The 15,354-nt window shown below is 53.0% G+C and carries 16 protein-coding genes; 12 read left to right on the forward strand and 4 right to left on the reverse strand.

Annotation, left to right across the window (positions count from 1 at the left end; genetic code table 11):
* Nucleotide 1 precedes the first annotated feature (1 nt).
* The gene (locus FFI90_RS04845) at nucleotides 2-1,045 is read left to right on the forward strand and encodes an NAD(P)/FAD-dependent oxidoreductase (protein ID WP_144776770.1); all 1,044 of its coding nucleotides are present in this window, start codon (nucleotides 2-4) and stop codon (nucleotides 1,043-1,045) included.
* On the opposite strand, the gene FFI90_RS04850 is transcribed toward FFI90_RS04845, so the two are convergent.
* Nucleotides 1,035-2,525 carry an HD domain-containing protein gene (locus FFI90_RS04850; RefSeq protein ID WP_144776771.1) on the reverse strand — a complete coding sequence of 497 codons (1,491 nt, stop codon included), beginning with the start codon at nucleotides 2,523-2,525 and terminating at the stop codon, nucleotides 1,035-1,037. The two genes, FFI90_RS04845 and FFI90_RS04850, sit on opposite strands and share 11 nt — an antisense overlap.
* A 113-nt stretch (nucleotides 2,526-2,638) precedes the next feature.
* Between FFI90_RS04850 and FFI90_RS04855 the strand changes: the two genes are divergently transcribed.
* From FFI90_RS04855 to FFI90_RS04885, 7 genes are all read left to right on the forward strand, one after another.
* Complete coding sequence (locus FFI90_RS04855) at nucleotides 2,639-3,859, forward strand: PP2C family protein-serine/threonine phosphatase (protein WP_144776772.1); 1,221 nt, start codon at nucleotides 2,639-2,641, stop codon at nucleotides 3,857-3,859.
* A gap of 16 nt (nucleotides 3,860-3,875) precedes the next feature.
* On the forward strand, nucleotides 3,876-4,367 hold the full coding sequence (locus FFI90_RS04860; protein ID WP_144776773.1) for an STAS domain-containing protein: 492 nt from the start codon (nucleotides 3,876-3,878) through the stop codon (nucleotides 4,365-4,367).
* A 64-nt stretch (nucleotides 4,368-4,431) separates the two neighbouring features.
* A complete protein-coding gene (locus FFI90_RS04865; RefSeq protein ID WP_144776774.1) occupies nucleotides 4,432-5,499 on the forward strand; it encodes an NAD(P)H-dependent glycerol-3-phosphate dehydrogenase in 1,068 nt (355 codons plus the stop codon).
* A 24-nt stretch (nucleotides 5,500-5,523) separates the two neighbouring features.
* Entirely contained in the window at nucleotides 5,524-5,973 is a 450-nt protein-coding gene (gene sixA / locus FFI90_RS04870; protein WP_144776775.1) for a phosphohistidine phosphatase SixA, read from the forward strand.
* A gap of 39 nt (nucleotides 5,974-6,012) precedes the next feature.
* Complete coding sequence (locus FFI90_RS04875) at nucleotides 6,013-6,909, forward strand: radical SAM protein (protein WP_144776776.1); 897 nt, start codon at nucleotides 6,013-6,015, stop codon at nucleotides 6,907-6,909.
* Between the two features lie 24 nt (nucleotides 6,910-6,933).
* Nucleotides 6,934-7,500 carry a DUF1285 domain-containing protein gene (locus FFI90_RS04880; protein ID WP_144776777.1) on the forward strand — a complete coding sequence of 189 codons (567 nt, stop codon included), beginning with the start codon at nucleotides 6,934-6,936 and terminating at the stop codon, nucleotides 7,498-7,500.
* Between the two features lie 200 nt (nucleotides 7,501-7,700).
* On the forward strand, nucleotides 7,701-8,162 hold the full coding sequence (locus FFI90_RS04885) for an FKBP-type peptidyl-prolyl cis-trans isomerase (protein WP_144776778.1): 462 nt from the start codon (nucleotides 7,701-7,703) through the stop codon (nucleotides 8,160-8,162).
* A 117-nt stretch (nucleotides 8,163-8,279) separates the two neighbouring features.
* Here FFI90_RS04885 and FFI90_RS04890 read toward each other — a convergent pair whose 3' ends face one another.
* Nucleotides 8,280-9,932 (reverse strand): electron transfer flavoprotein-ubiquinone oxidoreductase, encoded by a 1,653-nt coding sequence (locus FFI90_RS04890; protein ID WP_144776779.1) that lies wholly within the window; start codon nucleotides 9,930-9,932, stop codon nucleotides 8,280-8,282.
* 474 nt (nucleotides 9,933-10,406) lie between these two features.
* Between FFI90_RS04890 and FFI90_RS04895 the strand changes: the two genes are divergently transcribed.
* The 3 genes from FFI90_RS04895 (at nucleotide 10,407) to FFI90_RS04905 (ending at nucleotide 13,046) form a co-directional block, all read left to right on the forward strand.
* Nucleotides 10,407-11,156 carry an electron transfer flavoprotein subunit beta/FixA family protein gene (locus FFI90_RS04895; protein ID WP_144776780.1) on the forward strand — a complete coding sequence of 250 codons (750 nt, stop codon included), beginning with the start codon at nucleotides 10,407-10,409 and terminating at the stop codon, nucleotides 11,154-11,156.
* A complete protein-coding gene (locus FFI90_RS04900) occupies nucleotides 11,156-12,097 on the forward strand; it encodes an electron transfer flavoprotein subunit alpha/FixB family protein (protein ID WP_144776781.1) in 942 nt (313 codons plus the stop codon). Before FFI90_RS04895 ends, FFI90_RS04900 begins: the two co-directional genes overlap by 1 nt.
* A gap of 106 nt (nucleotides 12,098-12,203) precedes the next feature.
* Nucleotides 12,204-13,046, forward strand: a complete 843-nt coding sequence (locus tag FFI90_RS04905; RefSeq protein WP_144776782.1) for a putative RNA methyltransferase — start codon at nucleotides 12,204-12,206, stop codon at nucleotides 13,044-13,046.
* Nucleotides 13,047-13,059: 13 nt separating this feature from the next.
* Here FFI90_RS04905 and FFI90_RS04910 read toward each other — a convergent pair whose 3' ends face one another.
* Both FFI90_RS04910 and FFI90_RS04915 read right to left on the reverse strand, forming a co-directional pair.
* Nucleotides 13,060-13,539: a hypothetical protein gene (locus tag FFI90_RS04910; protein ID WP_144776783.1), complete on the reverse strand. Its 480-nt coding sequence runs from the start codon at nucleotides 13,537-13,539 to the stop codon at nucleotides 13,060-13,062.
* 12 nt (nucleotides 13,540-13,551) lie between these two features.
* Entirely contained in the window at nucleotides 13,552-13,893 is a 342-nt protein-coding gene (locus FFI90_RS04915; protein WP_144776784.1) for a hypothetical protein, read from the reverse strand.
* Between the two features lie 209 nt (nucleotides 13,894-14,102).
* Here FFI90_RS04915 and FFI90_RS04920 point away from each other — a divergent pair, with 209 nt between their 5' ends.
* Entirely contained in the window at nucleotides 14,103-15,344 is a 1,242-nt protein-coding gene (locus FFI90_RS04920; RefSeq protein WP_144776785.1) for a saccharopine dehydrogenase family protein, read from the forward strand.
* Nucleotides 15,345-15,354 lie beyond the last annotated feature (10 nt).

Below are 15,354 nucleotides of genomic sequence, written 5' to 3' on the forward strand. Positions count from 1 at the left end.
CATGTTTAATGAGACATTTCATACTACTGATATACGCCGCATCGCAATCGTTGGTTCAGGCTTGGCGGGCCTGACTGGCGCAATCAAGCTGAAGCACGAGGGCCACGACGTCACGGTGTTTGAAAAAAGCCGCGGCCCGGGCGGCAGATTGGCGGCAAAACGCATCACCGGTGGGTCCGTGGACATAGGTGCACAGTACTTTACCTCACGTAATCCGGACTTCCTGCCGTTCCTCAGTGAGTTTGCGGGAGAGGGCAGCTTTTCCAACTGGAATGGCCAGTTCGGGTTTCAAGGCAAGGATAGCCAGTGGCAGGCGTTTCCGGATGAGCCCCGCTATGTGGGCACGCCCAGAATGACCGCCATTTCCCGAGCGCTGTCTACCCATGCCAACGTGGTCGCCGAAACTCGCATTGAAAGCATGATCCGAACTGGCAAAGGTTGGGTTCTGACTGACAGTAAAGAGGAAGAAGTGGGTGTGTTTGACCAGGTTATTATTACCACTCCTCCTGCCCAGGCCCGGGACCTACTCACCCATAGTCATCTGCCAGAACTGGCCGCACAGCTTGATGATGCGGTAAGCCGGGTGCTGCCATGTTGGGCTGTGGCGGCGCATTTCGCAGAAAACCCATGGCCCCGCCATGAGGGAATGCGCTGTAATGATCCTGCACTTTTCTGGGTCGCAAACAACTCCAGTAAACCGGGCCGCACGAGCTCGGGTCAGGCTGAGAAAGGCACATGGTGGGTTCTTCACGCGAATCCCGAATGGACTGAGCGCAACGTGGACGCGTCGCCAGACCAGGTGAAATCAGAGCTGATTGCTGCGTTCAGGGAACTGACCGGTACAGAAGTTAAGGTTACGGAAGCAATATCGCACCGCTGGCTGTATGCGCGTTCTGAAGGCGGTGCCAACCCCGGTCACCTGTGGTTCGCGGGGCAGGGTATTGGTGTTGCCGGAGACTGGCTCAGCGGTGGCCGGGTTGAAGGAGCCTTTGATAGCGCTTGCAGTTTGGTGGCTGCGCTTTCCGCAAGCTCGCTCAATCGGTAATGCTAATGCCCGGCCGGGGATGATTGGTGATATCCGGGCGGGTATAGAAATGCGTAATCGTGCCATCGCTGAACTTGCTGAAGAAGGCGCTGACATCGGTGATCTTTTTCAGTGAACGTGAGCGGTTGACCGGATCGCGGACCAGTACCTTGATACCGTTGAAGTTGTCCTGAATATTCGAAAAGCGAGCCCGCATGGAACAGGTTACAACGTGGGTTGGGCTGAGATTCATGGCCTCAGCCAACCAGACACAGTGGCTGGTAATGCCGCTAGCGGAAAGATCTTCTCGGGTATCGAGGTGATTCAGTTTTACCCGGTTAACAATGCAGAAAGAAAAGCTTTCCGGGCGTCGGCGCGCAACTTTCCGGAAAGCTTCCCAAAAGAAATTGTCGGTGAGTTCCGCAAAATAGCGCATGTTGCTCAGGCAGGTGTCGATCCATTCAAAGCTCTCCGGGTCTTCCAGAACTTCGTTGATGGCTTCTCGCAATAACCAGTCGAACCCCAGAGCCGTTTTGTGAGCATAAACCTTGCGATACATCTGATAGCGGCTGTAAACAAAATCCTCCAGCGCCCCCAGACCTTTCTGCGTGATTGCCAGCCCCAACCAGGGCTCTGATTCATCCCAGCCGATGCGCAAGTTGCTTAGAAGGTGGTCAAGGTTGAAGCCGCCAATGGTGACAGAAGAGTGAAAACCGTCTCTGAGCATGTAATCGGCACGGTCGGCATCAATCTCTCCGGAAACGATTGAGGACAGAAGGCCCAGCACCAGCTGCGGAATATTCTCACTGATCAGTGACTCTGCCTCGGCATCTTTACCCGCAATAAACCCCCAGAACGTGCGGGCATGGCGGCAGAAGGTTTCGCTCGGCGTAACCTCCGTTGTTTCCATAATGCCGATAATGTCTTGGGCATAGAGTCCAGCGCTTTCCAGGTCGACCGCCGATAGCACGTCGTGGGCAACCCGAACTGAATAGTGTTCATGCTCCAGCTCTTCGGGTTCCGCGCTGTGATAAGCGGAATAGTCAACGCCTTCCCAAAGGTCGGCAAACCGGCCAGAGCGGGACATAAGATCGCGAATGCGTTGAGCCTGGGTAAACTGGTGTGAAAAGCTGGAATGCCCGCTGTCGTGAAGCAGGCAACCAAGACGAATGGTCTTTGCCAGATAATCGATGGCATCGAGCTGGCTGAGGCTCAGGTCCGTCTGGTCGCTGAGCTGACGCTCCCTGAGGTAGGCGTCAATCATTGAGCGGAACATGCGCGTGCCCACATGCATAACACCAATGCTGTGCAGGAATCGGGAATGCGTCGCGCCCGGAAAGACAAGGCTAAGGATGTCGTTCTGGCAGATGTTGCGCAGGCGTTGGAACAGAGGGTGGTCAATAACCTGAACTTCATGACGATAAAGCGGAATGGCCCCGTGAACCGGATCCATGATCAGCTTGTCATAAGCACCTAAAAGGTCGTTTACCGCTCGTCTCATTCGCAGGAATCTCCGGATTTCGCCAAACTGGCCTTGTTATATCACAGGGGCGTGCCAGAATAGGCTCTGAAACCCCATTTTTCGTTTATCGCTGGTAGTTTAGGGCAACAGCCATGACCTCGCGCAACGGGCGCCTATTGATTCGTATATTGATCATTGACTCAGACGAGAAGGCTCGCGCTGACCTTGCGCGCTACCTGGAAACGAGAGGATTTTACGTTTCTGGTTATCGCGATCTCGCGTCAGCCAGCGATATGATCAACGATAACATGCCCGACGTTATCTTTGCAGATCTCCCACCCTCCGAAATCGAGGGTCTTGCTGACCGCCTGGAAGAATCAGAGTCACTCACTCCAATTGTTGCCTGTTCAGCCACCCAATCCAGTAAAGACGTTGTTGATGCGCTTCGTGCGGGGGCTTCTGACTTTGTGCTCAAGCCCTGCGGTAAAGACAAAAAAGCCATTGGCGATGTCATACGCAAGCTCCTTGACCGGGTTCGGCTGGGGCGCTTGAATCAGCTGTACCGTCAGGAACTGGAAGATGCCAATCGTGACCTTAGAGATGGAATCGCCGAGTTGCGTGCCGACCAGAGGGCAGGACGTAAAGTACAGCTGCGGATGCTACCTGAAAAGGAGCAGCTTACCGGCGGCCTTTACGTGGACCACCTGATTAAACCGTCGTTATACCTGAGTGGCGACTTTCTCGATTATTTTCCACTTACGGAAGACAAAACCCTGGTTTACATTGCCGACGTATCCGGCCACGGAGCCAGTTCTGCGTTTGTGACCGTGCTCCTGAAAAACCTCAGCAATCGGTTGCAGCGCAACCTTCGCCGTGGCTCCACTGACGATATTCTCTACCCCGACCGGTTCCTTGAGCGAATTAACTCGGAGCTGCTCGATACCGGTCTTGGCAAACACGTTACAATATTTGTTGGTATCATTTCCCTTAATGAGCGTAAATTAACCTATTCGGTGGGGGCTCATTTCCCGATGCCAGTGCTCTCCTTTGAAGGAGGGGAGACGGCTTTTCTGGAAGGCAGCGGCCTTCCTGTCGGCTTGTTTGAATCACCGAAGTGGGAAGTATACGAAGTCCCACTGGATAAACCTTTTCACCTGATTCTGTTTTCAGATGGAATTCTTGAAGTCATCCGGCAGAAGAGTCTTGATGAAAAGGAACAGAGACTACTTGAACTCGTATCTGGAGGTCGTCACACTGTCGCATCTCTTAGCGAGGCTCTGAACCTCGACGAGATCACAGAGTTACCGGACGACATCGGTATTGTGACGGTTACTGATACGGTTTTAGTGTCAGACAACACGTCGATGAAATAGTGGCAGTGTGAGAGACATGGCTGGTTATAAAATTCTGCAGGCTGAAAAACAGGGCATCTATGTCCTGAAGTTCATTGGAGAAATCCGGCTTAACCTTTGCTGTACGCTGGATAACCTGGTTGATTCCATCACCTTGGACCCCCTGTTCAAGACCGTGGTGATTGATCTCACTGAAACCGAAATCATCGATAGCACGACTCTTGGACTCATCGCTAAAATTGCGATGGCGGCCCAGAAGCAAAGCAACTTTTTGCCTACGCTGATTACGACCAACCCGGACATTACCCGTATTGTCACCTCCATGGGCTTCGACAAAATCTTCATTATTGTCCGCGAGCCAGCCTCCCGTATTGAAGAACTCGAAGAAATACCCGTGCTGCGTGCAAGCGAGCAAGACGTTCGCGACAGAGTTCTGGCCGCCCATAAAGTGCTTATGGGGCTGAACAAGCAAAACCGGGAAGAGTTCAAGAATCTGGTGCGCGCTCTGGAGTGTGAAGAGCCCGGCTGAGACGCCGCGCTTACAATCCCTGGCCCGCTGGTACAGACCTGATTCAAAAAAAGACGGAATAACTATGCCTGAAAAAAATGATCCCCTCGCGAGCGGGGCCGAAGAGCCGGTACACGATGTAGCGGTTCTCGGCGGAGGTAGCTTTGGTTCTGCCATGGCAAAAGTACTCGGGGAGAACGGCCACCGGGTCCATTTCTGGATGCGTGATGAGGCGCAGGTTGAAGAAATCCGCACAACCGGCATAAACAGCCGCTATATGCCTGGCGTTGAGATTAAAGGCGACATCCAGCCAACCACCGATTTTGCAAGCGCCGTAGGTAAAGCCGAGCTCGTATTTGTCGCTATTCCAAGCAAGGCCTTTCGCGCCGTTATCCGTGAAAACAGCAGTAAATTCCGGGACGGGCAGATCGTTGTCAGCCTGACCAAGGGCATTGAGGCTCATGGTTTCAAGCTTATGAGCGAAATCCTTCAGGAAGAGATCCCCCGCTGTCGTATTGGCGTATTGAGCGGTCCAAACCTGGCGAGTGAGATTGTGAGCCGTGACCTGACCGCAACCGTTATTGCGGCAAAAGATCCGGACGTTCGCCGAACCGTTCAGGATCTGGTTAGCTGCCAATATTTTCGTGTCTATGCCAACGTAGACATTTACGGAGTGGAACTCGCCGGAGCTCTCAAGAACATTTATGCCATTGTGGCTGGTCTTGCCTCAGCTCTGAATATGGGTGAAAACGCCAAGGCAATGTTGATTACCCGAGGGCTGGCAGAAATGAGTCGGTTCGCTGTAAGTCTCGGTGCTAACCCTATGACCTTTATGGGGCTGGCGGGCGTAGGGGATCTTATCGTCACCTGCACCTCGTCAAAAAGTCGTAACTTCAGGATTGGCTATGCCGTTGGCCAAGGCCAGAAGCTGGATGACGCGGTCGCTGAACTGGGCCAGGTGGCAGAGGGGATCTATACTCTTGAGCTGGTTAAAGAGAAAGCAGAGTCTATCGGCATATATATGCCTCTGGTGCGCGGCCTTTATGAAATCCTCTACGGAGGTGCTTCCATCACCGCAGTCATCAATAGCCTTATGATGTCTGTGCAGAACTCTGATGTAGAGTTCATTCTGCCACGGACAATCGCCGAGTAACGGAATCACCACCGGAGGTTAGCTGTGCAATTGCTCATTATGCGCCACGGAGAAGCGGGTTGGCACTCGCTGGATCAGGAACGCACGCTCACCGAAACCGGCCGGCACCAGGTTGCGGAGTGTGCGGCTCAAATTGCCGCCTCACCCTGGCGTCCGGTACGAATCTGGAGCAGCCCTTATATTCGTGCAAGACAAACGGCAGCGATTGTTTCCGAGATCCTGAATTGCCCCGTAGAAGAGAAACCATTCATTACGCCGGAAGACGATCCCGGGTTGTGCCTGGACGCCCTCCTGGAAAATCAGCATTCGCCGCTCATGCTTGTCTCCCATATGCCCTTGGTCGGTAGCCTCGCAACGCTGCTGGTTGACGGGCATCGTCGCGGCATTCCTTTTATGACGGCACAAGCCGTTGTGCTTGATATGCCCGTGGTCGGCCCTGGCTGCGCAGACTTGAAAACCCAGTTTTTACCCTGATTGATGATCAGGGTCACTTCTATTGATTGAGTACAGATTATGTACAGCTTTCCTATTGATTACGTTGAACCGGTTTTTCGGCCTCCCAGTGAGGCGAAATCACTGATTCTGCCCGTTACAAATGGCTGTTCCTGGAATAAATGCACCTTCTGCGAAATGTACACGCAGCCCCAGAAAAAATTCCGGGCCCGTAAACCGGAAGATGTTCGCCAGGATATTGAGAATGCTGCAAAAAGCCTGGGCGGTGTAAAGCGGGTTTTCCTGGCCGATGGTGATGCCATGGTCCTGCCAACCCGGCGTTTACTGGAGGTTCTTACAGAGCTGAACGCTGCCTTCCCGGACCTGCAGCGAGTGTCCAGTTACTGCCTCCCCAGAAACCTTGCCAAAAAAACCGTAGAAGAACTCTCGCAGCTGCGCGAAGCCGGGCTGAAGATTCTTTACGTGGGCATGGAATCCGGGGACGACGAGGTGTTGCGGCGCATCAACAAAGGGGAAACCTGGGAATCAACCCGGTCAGCACTGCTGAAAATCCGGGAAGCCGGCCTGACCAGTTCCGTTATGGTGCTCAATGGCCTGGGCGGTGAAACACTCTCTCGTCAGCATGCCATCAACACCGCAACCTTGTGCAACGAAACCCAGCCTGACTACCTGTCTACACTGGTGGTAAGCTTTCCGCAGGGCGAAGAGCGTTTTCGCGAAGGTTTCGGTGAGGACTTCATGCCTCTTTCCCGGCAAGGTTTGTTTGAGGAGATTCGAACGTTTCTGGAACACCTGAATCTGGAGCGAACGGTGTTCAGGAGTGACCACGCCTCGAATTACCTTGTTCTGAAAGGAAACCTGGGGCGCGACAAACAGAAGCTGTTGGATCAGGTTAATCTTGCCATCACAAGCCCGGGCGCAGTGCCACTGCGGCCTGAATGGCAACGTGGGTTGTAAATAACCGGTTTGCGGAGCATAGATATGAGCCAGAGCCCGGAAAATCTAGTCGAGCAAGTTAATAAAACCGCAAAGAACCTCGATCAGCCACCGCTTGATAAGTGGCATCCGGAACTATCCGGAGACATGGATCTGCGCATAAGTCGTGATGGGCAGTGGATTCACAAGGGTAAACCACTGGGCCGCGAAGCTATCATAAAGCTGTTCTCAACCATTCTTCGCCGTGAGGACGACAAGCAATATTACCTGGTAACACCGGTAGAGAAATGGCGAATTCAGGTCGAGGACACGCCTTTGCTGGCCCACTCCCTTACAGTTGAAGGGAGCGGCGAGCAGCAGGTCATAAAGCTGATCACCAACGTGGGAGAAACCCTGGAAGTTGGCAATGAGCACCCTCTGGAAGTCGATATCTATGAGGGCTCGGGGCAGCCCCGGCCCATAGTTCGCGTGCGCCACGGTGTTGTTGCCCGGCTGGTGACCGCCGCGTATTACGACCTGGCGGAGCATGTTGTGGAGCAAACCATCGGCGGAGAGCCAGTACTGGGCGTATACAGCCACGGAAATTTCTACAAAATCGGGCAGGGCGGTTGAAAAGCTTTTGGGTGCCCCCAGAAATGACGGTAGAAAACACATTATGTCACTTGTTAAACTGTGTTTTCATACTTGTTACGAGCCTGGCTCTCAAACGAGGCCCGGTGGTCGTTAGTCCCTCTGTTCAGTCTGGCTGTTCATGATTACTTTCGATTACCCTTAATCAATCAAACAGTCATTGCGACACTCAAGGAGATCACATGGCCCAACCTCGCGTTGTTACCATCCATTACACGCTCACCAACAACCAGGGAGAAGAGCTGGACTCCTCTCGCGGAGAAGGTCGTGAGCCGTTGTCTTATCTGGAAGGTTCACAGAACATCATCGGTGGACTGGAAAGTGCACTGAATGAAAAGAGCGCAGGCGACCAGGTTAAGGTTTCTGTAGAGCCGGCTGAAGGCTACGGTGAAGTCAACGAAGAACTGGTTCAGCCCGTTCCGCGTACTGCCTTCGAAGGTGTAGAAACCATTGAGCCGGGTATGCAGTTCCAGGCACAAACTCCGGGCGGCCCTCAGGTTGTTCGTGTTGTTGAAGTGAACGAAGAAACCGTTACCATCGACGCGAACCACCCATTGGCGGGCGAAACTCTGCACTTTGATGTAGAGGTTATCGAAGCTCGTGACGCGACCGATGAAGAGCAAGAGCACGGCCACGCTCACTAAGTTGCTTTAACGCGTCATCGAAAACGGCTCCCACGGGAGTCGTTTTTTTATGACTGATAGAATAAATGACATAAAAAAACGGCCCACACGGGGCCGTTTTTGATCCTGATTCCGAAACTACATGTTGGGGTAGTTCGGTCCACCGCCACCTTCCGGCGTTACCCAGGTAATATTCTGGGAAGGATCCTTGATGTCACACGTCTTGCAGTGAACACAGTTCTGCGCGTTGATCTGGAATTGCTTACCGCTTCCGTCATCCTTCTCAACCACCTCATAAACCCCGGCAGGGCAATAACGCTGAGCAGGCTCATCGTATTTCGGCAGGTTTACGTCGATGGGAATATCGGGATCCGTCAGCTTTAGATGAATCGGCTGATTTTCCGCGTGGTTGGTGTTGGAAACAAACACCGACGTCAGGCGATCGAAGGTCAGCTTGTTATCCGGCTTCGGATAATTAATCTTTTTGCACTCAGATGCCGGCTTCATCGTCGCGTAGTCTGGCGTCAGATCACGGAGAGTAAACGGCAGGCTTCTGTGCAGAATGTTCTGCTCAAAGTACGCGATCGCACCACCGATGATGTTGCCGAACTTGTGCATTCCTGGGCCAAAGTTGCGCTCATCGTACAGCTCTTTGTAGAGCCAACTTTCCTTGAAGCGATCACCAAAGCTGGTAATTTCCTCGCCAGACTGGCCACTTTTCAGAGCTTCAAACACGGCTTCTGCGCCTAGCAGACCGGATTTCATCGCAGTATGTGAGCCTTTGATCTTGGAGCTGTTCAAGGTGCCGGCGTCACAACCCAGCAGTAAACCACCCGGGAAGCTCATTTTCGGCAGAGCATTGTAGCCACCCTTGGTCAGTGCACGAGCGCCGTAGGACACACGTTTGCCGCCTTCCAGATACTGACGGACTTCCGGATGCAATTTCAGGCGCTGGAATTCTTCGAACGGGCTCAAGTGTGGATTGCTGTAGGAAAGATCTGAAATCAGACCCACATAAACCTGGCCGTTCTCAAGGTGATAAAGGAACGATCCGCCAGTGGAGCCGCTTTCATTCAGAGGCCAACCGGTGGTGTGAACAACCAGTCCAGGCTCATGCTTGGCCGGGTCGATGTCCCACAGTTCTTTAATACCAATGCCGTAGTGCTGGGGGTCTTTGCCTTCATCCAGTTTGAATTCACTGATCAGGCGCTTACCCAGGTGCCCACGACAGCCTTCCGAGAACAGCGTGTACTTTGCGCGCAGCTCCATGCCTGGCATATAGCCTTCTTTTTCGGAGCCGTCGCGAGCGACACCCATATCTCCGGTCAGAATGCCTTTCACCTGACCGTCTTCGATGATGGTCTCGGCTGCAGCAAAGCCCGGATAAACTTCAACGCCTAGCGCTTCAGCCTGCTCGGCAAGCCAGCGGCAAAGGTTACCAAGGCTGATAATATAATTGCCGTGGTTGTGCATGTTCTTGGGCACAAAGGCGTTCGGAATCTTCGTAGCTTTTTCCTGATTTTTCAGCAGGAAAATATCGTCTCGGGTAACTGGCGTATTCAGCGGTGCGCCTTTCTCTTTCCAGTCCGGAAAAAGCTCGTTAAGGGCGGTAGGCTCAAATACAGTACCGGCCAGGATATGCGCACCGATCTCAGAACCTTTCTCCACTACACATACGGTCAGCTCTTCGCCGGCTTCTTGTGCCAACTGCATAACTCGGCACGCTGCCGACAAGCCAGCAGGGCCGCCGCCGACGATAAGAACATCAAATTCCATCGATTCGCGTTCCACGTTGGTCTCCTCAAACATCTTTAATGGATATTATGTGCCCGCAGGCTTGAATTCTGGTGCATCATCATACCGTTAAAAGCAAACTCAGACGACTACCCATAGCCGAATACTCCGATTTTATACAATTAAAGGATAGCGTATTAATAGAATCAAACAAACGTTTGTTTGAAATCTGACCGTAGCTTTGGCATTGTGGTTCGGTGCTGTAATAAAGCCTGATTGGCCTGAGGAACATGCGTGGGGCGTCTAATTGGACTATTGACCCACCTGGTCTTTGCCTTCAGTATTAGTGCGCCGTGACGGATGGCCCCAGTGCGAGGCCGCTGTTTGTAACGTTCGGCCTGAATACCCATAATTCCGGTATCTTGCCGAGACGAAGCAATCGAAAATGCTCTGTAACCCGCCTATACAGGGCCTGTCTTAGAGTGTTTTTGGTTGAGAGTCATTAACCCATCGTAGAAGAACGAGGAATCTATGAAGGTTCTGGTCGCTGTAAAACGAGTAATCGACTACAACGTAAAGGTACGCGTCAAGCCGGATAACACTGGTGTTGATCTTGCCAACGTCAAAATGGCAATGAACCCATTCTGTGAAATCGCTGTTGAAGAAGCGGTTCGCCTGAAGGAAAAGGGTGTTGCCAGCGAAATCGTCGTGGTTTCCATTGGTCCCAAGGCCTGTCAGGAGCAGATTCGTACTGCACTGGCGCTGGGCGCCGACCGTGGCATCCACATTGAATCTGATGAGGAAGTTCAGTCTCTTGAGGCGGCCAAATTGCTGAAGGCCGTTGTTGAGAAGGAAGAGCCAAAACTCGTCATTCTCGGCAAACAGTCCATCGACTCTGATAACAATCAGACAGGCCAGATGTTGGCCGCACTGACCGGCATGGCCCAAGGCACTTTCGCGTCAGAAGTGGTTGTTGATGGCGAAAAAGTAAATGTTACCCGCGAGGTAGATGGTGGTCTTATGACCGTTTCCCTGAACCTGCCTGCGGTCGTAACCACAGACCTGCGTTTGAACGAGCCGCGCTATGCGTCTTTGCCAAACATCATGAAAGCCAAGAAAAAGCCGCTCGATGTCATGAGCGCCGCTGACCTTGGTGTTGAAATCAAGCCGCGCCTGACCACTTTGAAAGTTGAAGCACCGGCTGCCCGTCAGGCAGGTGTTAAAGTGGCTGATGTTGCCGAGCTGGTCGATAAACTGAAGAATGAAGCGAAGGTGATCTGATGAGCATCCTTGTAATTGCTGAACACGACAACAGCAGCCTGAAGCAGGCGACCCTGAGTGTTGTAGCGGCTGCCAAAGCCATCGGCGGCGATATCGATGTACTGGTTGCCGGTGAAAACTGTGGTGCCGTTGCTGAAGCTGCAGCCAAGGCTGACGGTGTTGCAAAGGTCCTGGTTGCTGACAATGCGGTTTACGGCCACTTTCTGGGTGAGAACCTGGGTGAGCTGGTTGCTGAAGTGGGTAAAGGCTACAGCCACATTCTGGCCGCTGCCGGTACCACGGGTAAGGATTTCATGCCGCGTGTTGCAGCGCTGCTGGACGTTGCCCAGGTATCCGACATTATCCGCGTCGAGTCTGAAGACACCTTTGTTCGCCCGATTTACGCCGGTAACGCTATCGCAACGGTCAAGGCCAGCGACAGCATCAAGGTCATCACCGTACGCCCGACAGGTTTCGACCCGGTCGCCGCTGAAGGTGGCTCTGCTTCCGTTGAACAGGTAGACGTTGTGAAAGACGCCGGCCTGTCTTCGTTCGTTGGCGAGGAAAAAGCCAAGTCTGACCGTCCGGATCTGGCCAGTGCCGGTATTGTTATCTCCGGTGGTCGTGGCATGCAGAACGGCGAGAACTTCAAGATGCTGGAGCAGGTTGCTGATCTGCTGGGTGCCGGTATGGGAGCCTCACGTGCCGCCGTCGATGCAGGCTTTGTGCCGAACGACATGCAGGTAGGCCAGACCGGTAAGATTGTTGCGCCTCAGCTGTATGTAGCGGTAGGTATTTCCGGCGCCATTCAGCATCTGGCCGGCATGTCGGATTCCAAGGTGATCGTTGCGATCAACAAGGATGAAGAAGCGCCGATCTTCCAGGTTGCTGACTACGGCCTGGTTGCGGATCTGTTTGAAGCAGTACCGCAACTTGAAGAAGAGCTGAAGAAAGTCCTGTAACGTTTTGTCAGGCAACGAAAAAGGCACCTTCGGGTGTCTTTTTTGTTGCAGATACATAACTGTTGAAGCAAACCCGCATGCATTTTTTTCTACCGGATATATTGCAATGACGATAAGCCCGTTTGAAGCTCTTGCTTGCCCACTCGACGGTTCTGCGTTGCGGATCACTGACAGGAGTTGGCGCTGTGCTGACGGCCATAGCTTCGACATTGCCCGCCAGGGTTATGTTCATCTGCTGCCTGTGCAAAATAAACGCTCCAAAGATCCTGGTGACAACAAACAAATGGTGGCAGCGCGCCAACGCTTTTTGAGTTCGGGGTTTTATCAACCGCTCGCAGACGCTATCAACCGCGCAGTGTTCCACGAAGAGTTCAGTGAATCTTCCATAAACTGTCTGGATGCGGGTTGCGGGGAGGGGTATTACTTGCGCCAACTCGCTCACAGCGCACCGGAAACAGTAGATCTTGCCCTAGTGGGGCTGGATATATCCAAGTGGGCCATATTATCGGCGGCAAAACAGGACAAGAGCCCTGCCTGGGTTGTCGGGAGCAATGCCAACCTGCCTGCAATGCCGGAAACACTGGATCGCATTCTGTGCCTGTTCGGTTTCCCGGTGTATCCGGAGTTCGCGCGAGTGCTGAAATCAGGCGGTGAGATCGTCCAGATGGATGCCGGGGTAGACCATCTTCGTGAGCTACGGGAAATCATTTATCCGGAACTGCGGGCACCAAGGCCAGATCAGAAAGTGATGCCTGACGGGTTCACGAACCTCGATACATCCGTTATTCGTTACGCTCTGACGCTGCCCGACAAGGACTCCATTGCCGATCTGCTGGCTATGACACCGCATCTCTATCGCGCCAATGCAGAGGGCTTGGCCCGTGCAGCACAAATTGAGTCACTTACCGTTACCGTTGATGTCATACTCAGGCGCATAAAAAAGAACTGACACGCGGCTTTGGTTACTGATCGCTCTCTGTTGGCTTTTTATGCTTACCGTTTCTCGATATCACCTTTTTTTCGGCCTTACTGATAAACAGTGTGTCTGCCAGAATGTGAATTGCTTTATTGGTGGTTCGCACAGCGTGGTAAACCTGTTTGCTGGTATGGTCATGGGTTTCACGGGCCTTACGGGCGCTCTGCCGGAATTCGTCGTCTTTTGAGAGATGATCCACGAGGCTGAACGTCGTATTTGAAATCAGCCTGTGCATTTTTTCAACTGCGCTGGCACCACCGGCCACGGTGTCTTCAAGTAGCTTTGCCCGGTTGCGAACTTCGTAGAAATCCATACGGCGTTTCTGAATTGCGCTGTTAGTGGCGATGCGATGTGAGTTCAGTGCTCTTACCAGAGTGTTGGAGCGCTGAAGCTCCAGGAATGCGTAGCTCAAACCCCCGGCGGCTATCAATAGCAGGAAAACAGAGACGGCGAGCTGAGTAGTCATAGTGCGGTTGTCCTATCGATACTCAATGTGCATTTCCACGTCAATTCCACGCTCTACCATCTCTTCTTCCAGCTCTTTCATGACTCCCTGGTAAACCATTTTTCGAATCATCACGGGGAATTTGTCTGCCAGAACGCGGGCAGAACGGGATTCACGCTTTGCCACAGCAATCGGATTCAGTACTTTCAGCGTAAGGATCAGGTCCGGCTCTCTCTCAAGGTGAAACTGCTGATCGTTGTCCATCGTCTGAGTCATCAACCGGGTGATAGTTTTACGCTGTTCGATAACTTGCCAACACAGAAGGCTGCTGAACACTGTAAGAAGCAGGCTGAGTATCAGGAGGAAAGTGGTCAATTCATATCTCCGGGAATCCAGTAAATCGATGCTTAACAGTGTGCCTGATACGCCGGGCTGTGCGATTGGCCGTGACGACGTCAACTGCGTTGTCAGAGTGAAGGTAGAACCGGGGTGCAAAGCTGTTAAGATCGGTCTATTGCGACTTTTTTGCGCGCTTCAACGTGCGCTTAGCCAAAATCGACATTCCTTAAATAAAAGGACAGGCAATGACTAAATCAACAGAAACAACCTACGACCTGGTTGTCTTCGGCGCTACCAGCTTCGTTGGCCAGATACTTACGCAATATTTGTTCGATTCGTGCGGTGTTGCAGGCGAAGTAACCTGGGCCATTGCCGGGCGTTCTGAATCCAAGCTCGCCGAGCTTAAATCCGGCCTGGGGGCCAACGCGAGTGAACTGCCGATCATTCTGGCGGATGCAACCGATGACGATGCGCTGAAAACAATGTGTGAGCAAACCCGTGTGGTTATCTCAACGGTTGGCCCCTACGCTTTGTATGGTGAGCCTCTGGTTAAAGCCTGTGTAGAAACAGGCACCGACTACTGCGATCTGACCGGCGAAGTGCAGTGGATTCGACGTATGGTGGATCGCTATGAAGATCAGGCCAAGAAATCGGGTGCAAGAATTGTGCATTGCTGCGGTTTTGACTCCATACCATCGGATATGGGCGTATGGTTCCTGCAACAGCAAGCTGAAAAGACATTTGGTGAGCCCTGCCTTGATGTACGCATGCGCGTAAAAGTTGCGAAAGGCGGTCTTTCCGGCGGCACCGTTGCTTCAATGATGAACATCGCCAAAGAAGCCGCAGCAGATCCGAAACTGCGTAAAGAACTGGCCAACCCGTTCTCTATCTGCCCGCCGGAGCACCGCTCAACGGTGCGCCAGCCAAGCCTGAAGGGCGCAGAATTCGACAAAACATTTAACGTGTGGCTCGCCCCGTTTGTAATGAGCTCAATCAACACCCGCGTTGTACATCGCTCTAACGCGATGCAAAGCGCCCGCTACGGCAAGGAATTCACTTACGACGAAGCCATGATGACGGGCACAGGCACCAAAGGCCGCCTGACGGCTTACGGCATTACCGCCGCACTGGCAGGCTTTTTCACAGCCTCTGCTATCAAACCATCGCGCTGGTTGGTTGAAAGGTTTGTACCCCAGCCGGGTGAAGGCCCCACGCCGGAAGCCCAGAAAGCAGGCTTCTATGATTTGCGCTTTGTAGGGCGCACCCAGGATGGCAAAACCATGATCACGAAAGTGACCGGTGATGCGGACCCGGGCTACGGCTCCACCAGCAAAATGCTTGGCGAAGCCGGCATGTGCCTTGCGTTCGACATCCCGGCTGATCAAGCCGGCGGTTTCTGGACACCGGCATCAGTGCTGAACGACAAATTACTGGAGCGCCTGACCAGCAAAGCAGGTCTGACGTTTGAGGTGGTTGAAACCCGCTAACGGTGATGGT

The sequence above is a fragment of the Marinobacter maritimus genome (assembly GCF_007671675.1).
GTDB classification, from domain to species: Bacteria; Pseudomonadota; Gammaproteobacteria; order Pseudomonadales; family Oleiphilaceae; genus Marinobacter; species Marinobacter maritimus.

Excerpts from the sequence above, each read along its gene's own strand:
- FFI90_RS04850 (WP_144776771.1), bottom strand. The coding sequence starts at position 2,525 with ATGAGACGAGCGGTAAACGACCTTTTAGGTGCTTATGACAAGCTGATC.
- FFI90_RS04860 (WP_144776773.1), top strand. The coding sequence starts at position 3,876 with ATGGCTGGTTATAAAATTCTGCAGGCTGAAAAACAGGGCATCTATGTC.
- FFI90_RS04895 (WP_144776780.1), top strand. The coding sequence starts at position 10,407 with ATGAAGGTTCTGGTCGCTGTAAAACGAGTAATCGACTACAACGTAAAG.
- FFI90_RS04845 (WP_144776770.1), top strand. The coding sequence starts at position 2 with ATGTTTAATGAGACATTTCATACTACTGATATACGCCGCATCGCAATC.
- FFI90_RS04880 (WP_144776777.1), top strand. The coding sequence starts at position 6,934 with ATGAGCCAGAGCCCGGAAAATCTAGTCGAGCAAGTTAATAAAACCGCA.
- FFI90_RS04910 (WP_144776783.1), bottom strand. The coding sequence starts at position 13,539 with ATGACTACTCAGCTCGCCGTCTCTGTTTTCCTGCTATTGATAGCCGCC.
- FFI90_RS04865 (WP_144776774.1), top strand. The coding sequence starts at position 4,432 with ATGCCTGAAAAAAATGATCCCCTCGCGAGCGGGGCCGAAGAGCCGGTA.
- FFI90_RS04875 (WP_144776776.1), top strand. The coding sequence starts at position 6,013 with ATGTACAGCTTTCCTATTGATTACGTTGAACCGGTTTTTCGGCCTCCC.
- FFI90_RS04905 (WP_144776782.1), top strand. The coding sequence starts at position 12,204 with ATGACGATAAGCCCGTTTGAAGCTCTTGCTTGCCCACTCGACGGTTCT.
- FFI90_RS04900 (WP_144776781.1), top strand. The coding sequence starts at position 11,156 with ATGAGCATCCTTGTAATTGCTGAACACGACAACAGCAGCCTGAAGCAG.
- FFI90_RS04885 (WP_144776778.1), top strand. The coding sequence starts at position 7,701 with ATGGCCCAACCTCGCGTTGTTACCATCCATTACACGCTCACCAACAAC.
- FFI90_RS04920 (WP_144776785.1), top strand. The coding sequence starts at position 14,103 with ATGACTAAATCAACAGAAACAACCTACGACCTGGTTGTCTTCGGCGCT.
- FFI90_RS04855 (WP_144776772.1), top strand. The coding sequence starts at position 2,639 with ATGACCTCGCGCAACGGGCGCCTATTGATTCGTATATTGATCATTGAC.